This is a genomic window from Salipiger sp. HF18, assembly GCF_011806505.1.
Classification (GTDB): Bacteria; Pseudomonadota; Alphaproteobacteria; order Rhodobacterales; family Rhodobacteraceae; genus Salipiger; species Salipiger thiooxidans.
The window spans coordinates 1-3,198 of the sequence record NZ_JAATOS010000451.1; the positions used below are offsets into that span (position 1 = coordinate 1).

Genomic DNA, 3,198 nt, shown 5'->3' on the forward strand with positions numbered 1-3,198 from the left:
CGGCAGATCCCGGCCCCCGCCTTGTCGGCGGCGTATTCCCGCGTCCGCGAGATCGCCATCTGCACCAGCCCCGCCGCCAGCGGCGCGAGGATCATCATCGCCAGAGTGCCCACGATGCCCAGCCGCTCGCGGCTGCCGCCGAAGAACAGCGCAAAGTTGGCCAGCATCGAGATCGCACCGGCGAAGGTAGCGGTCACCGTCATGATGGCGGTGTCGTGGTTGCGGATGTGCGCCAGCTCGTGCGCGACCACCCCCGCCAGCTCCTCGCGCGAGAGGGTGCGCATGAGCCCGGTGGTCACCGCGACAGCGGCGTTCTGCGGGTTGCGGCCGGTGGCGAAGGCGTTGGGCTGCGGCGTGTCGATGAGATAGACCGCCGGTACCGGCATGCCCGCATTGCGCGCGAGCTCGGCCACCATCTGCGACAGCCCGCTGCGGTCGTTCGCGCCCACCGGGTGCGCGTTGTGCATCCTCAGCACCATGCGGTCCGAGTTCCACCAGGTGAAGGCGTTCATCGCGCCGGCGATCACCAGCGCGATGATCATGCCTCCGCTGCCGGCCATCAGGTAGCCGAGCCCCATGAAGAGCGCCGTCATCGCGGCCATCAGCATGGCGGTCTTGAAGTAACCCATCCTGCGAATTCCTCTGCTCTGCGGCATTGATCGTCCCCCGTGATATAGGGGCGCCCCGCGTCCGCGCAAAGCACCGGCCGGAACGGACCTGCCGCCCGGGCGGTGCCGGGCGGCGGGGTCAGCGATCTCCGTGAATGGTGGGCCGCTTCTGCAGGTCGGTCCAGATCCGGGAGATCTGCCGCACATCCGGCGGGCAGGTCGAACGGAAGACGCCCGGGGCCTTCAGCTCTTTGGGGATGACGATCCCGCGCGCGGTCTTCATGTCCTCGGGCATGAACGCGTCCGAACCCGAGCTGCCGTTGGCGTGGCGCGCGACCTCCGAGATCATCGCAGCGGTCTTGGGCTCCATGGTGGAATTCATCGACGTCTTTGCGGCCTCGGGGTTCTGCGCGTCCTTGAGCACGGCGACGGAGTCCATCCACAGCACGTAGCCCTCATTCGGGTAGCCGCAGGCAATGCTCTCGTTGGCGAGCCGCAATTGAGCAGCGCGGCGCCCGGCTCGTCCTCGATGCTCTTGATCTGACGCGACAGCGGCGGCTTCGAGGACGAAACGCAGCTTCTCGGCCACGACAATGAACTATGTAACCTGCTTGAGATTAACGTCACGCTCGCCCCGTCGGCATGCTCGCGCGAAATGAGAAAAAAGAAAGCCCCCAAGGATGGGGACTTTTCAGCCTGCATTCCATTTCGGCCCGTGCCGTGCCTGCAACCGTCGCGGATGCGGGCACGACGCGCGCGATTGCGGCTGCAACGCCCGCACCCCCGCCGGTTGAGCACCCCGAAGGGTGCCCGGCCGGACGGATCAGGCGGATCAGGCGGCCTCGAGCCGCCGGCCGGTCTCGCTGTCGAAGTAGTGCAGCTTGGCGCGGTCGTAATCGAGCATGATCTCCTGCCCCGAACGCAGCGCCACGTTGGGCGCGAGCCGGGCCGAGACCTCGGTCTCGCCAAGGCGGCAGATGGCGATGGTGTCCGACCCCAGCGGTTCGAACACGTCGACCACCGGCCAGATCAGCCCCTGCCCCGGCGCCGCGAGCCCGAGATCCTCGGGCCGCACGCCGACGTCGATCTTCGCGCCGTCGTGCGCCGCCACCTCGCCCAGCGCGATCGCCGCGCCGCCGGTGCGCAGGATCGGCGCGCCGGTGCTGCGGTCGAGCTCGCCCGAGAATACGTTCATCTGCGGCGAGCCGATGAATTCGGCCACGAAACGGCAGTTGGGACGATCGTAAAGCTCCATCGGCGGGCCTTCCTGCACGATGTGCCCGGCCTTCAGCACCACGACCTTTTCCGCCAGCGTCATCGCCCCGGTCTGGTCGTGGGTGACGTAGACCGTGGTGGTGCCCAGCATCGCGTGCAGCCGCTTGATCTGCGTGCGCATCTCGACCCGCAGCTTGGCGTCGAGGTTCGAGAGCGGCTCGTCGAAGAGGAACACCGAGGGCTCGCGCACGATGGCGCGCCCCATGGCCACCCGCTGGCGCTGACCGCCCGACAGCTGGCCCGGCTTGCGCTCGAGATAGTCGCCGATCTGCAGGATACGCGCCGCGTCCTCGACCTTGGGCGCCAGGTCCGCCGCCTTCCAGCCGCGCATCTTGAGCCCGAAACCGATGTTCTCGCGGATCGTCATGTGCGGGTAGAGCGCGTAATCTTGGAACACCATCGCCACGTCGCGGCCCTTGGGCTCGACGTCGTTGACCTTGCGCCCGCCGATGCTCAGCGTGCCGCCCGAGATCTCCTCGAGCCCCGCGATCATCCGCAGCATGGTGGACTTGCCGCACCCCGACGGCCCCACGAAGGCGACGAATTCGCCGTCGTTCACATGCAGATCGACACCGTGAATGGCGCGGTGAGCGCCGTAGTCCTTCACGATCCCTTCCAGCCGGATCTCTGCCATCTGGTCCTCCCTGACAGGCCGCCCCGAAAATTCGGGGGTTGCATTATCGATATACCTGACGTTATCAATATTGATAATTGACGACAAGCCCGAAGATTCCGGCTTGCCGACACCGAGGGAGGAGGACGGCGGAGGATGGCCGTGGAGAGTTTCAGCAGTGTCACGTCCCTTGCCGACGCGCAGCGCCGGACCAGTCGCCGCAGCCACGCGCTGTTCGAGGCGCTGCAAAAGGAGATCGTGCTGGGCTCGCTCCTGCCGGAGCAGGCCCTCACCGAAATGGACCTCGCCCAGCGCTTTGACTGCAGCCAGGGCACCGTGCGCGAGGCGCTGATGCGGCTCAACGAGGAGGGGCTGGTCAAGCGCCTGCCCAACCGCGGCACCCATGTCGCGCCCTGCCATGCCGACGACGCCCGCGCCCTGCTGCACATCCGCCGCGAGGTGGAGTGTTCCTATCTCGACCGCGTGGTCGCCCGCGCCGACGCGGCGCTCGACCGCGACCTGCACGAGATGCTGAACGGCATGCGCAACGCCGCGCGGGATGGTGACGAATACATGTTGTCGGTCTGGGACCGGGCGTTTCACAGCCGGCTCTTCCTGGCCGCCGACCTGCCGCTGGTGGCGCCGATCCTGACCCGCTGCCTGATCCACAACCACCGCTACAAGATCCTGAACTCGACGCCC

Annotated in this window: 4 protein-coding genes; 1 reads left to right on the forward strand and 3 read right to left on the reverse strand. The window is 67.4% G+C overall.

Annotation, left to right across the window (positions count from 1 at the left end; translation table 11 throughout):
* The 3 genes from HC022_RS22240 to HC022_RS22250 all read right to left on the reverse strand — a co-directional run.
* Positions 1-629, reverse strand: a 629-nt coding sequence (locus HC022_RS22240) for a M48 family metalloprotease (protein ID WP_167453855.1), incomplete at its 3' end; no start/stop codon positions are given.
* A 118-nt stretch (positions 630-747) separates the two neighbouring features.
* A complete protein-coding gene (locus HC022_RS22245; RefSeq protein ID WP_167453856.1) occupies positions 748-1,056 on the reverse strand; it encodes a hypothetical protein in 309 nt (102 codons plus the stop codon).
* Between the two features lie 384 nt (positions 1,057-1,440).
* Positions 1,441-2,517 (reverse strand): ABC transporter ATP-binding protein, encoded by a 1,077-nt coding sequence (locus HC022_RS22250; RefSeq protein ID WP_167453857.1) that lies wholly within the window; start codon positions 2,515-2,517, stop codon positions 1,441-1,443.
* A 135-nt stretch (positions 2,518-2,652) separates the two neighbouring features.
* Here HC022_RS22250 and HC022_RS22255 point away from each other — a divergent pair.
* The coding region (locus HC022_RS22255) for a GntR family transcriptional regulator (RefSeq protein WP_167453858.1) at positions 2,653-3,198 on the forward strand (546 nt) is incomplete at its 3' end.

Bases quoted from the DNA above. Each gene is read 5' to 3' on its own strand.
- HC022_RS22250 (WP_167453857.1), bottom strand. From the start codon at position 2,517: ATGGCAGAGATCCGGCTGGAAGGGATCGTGAAGGACTACGGCGCTCAC.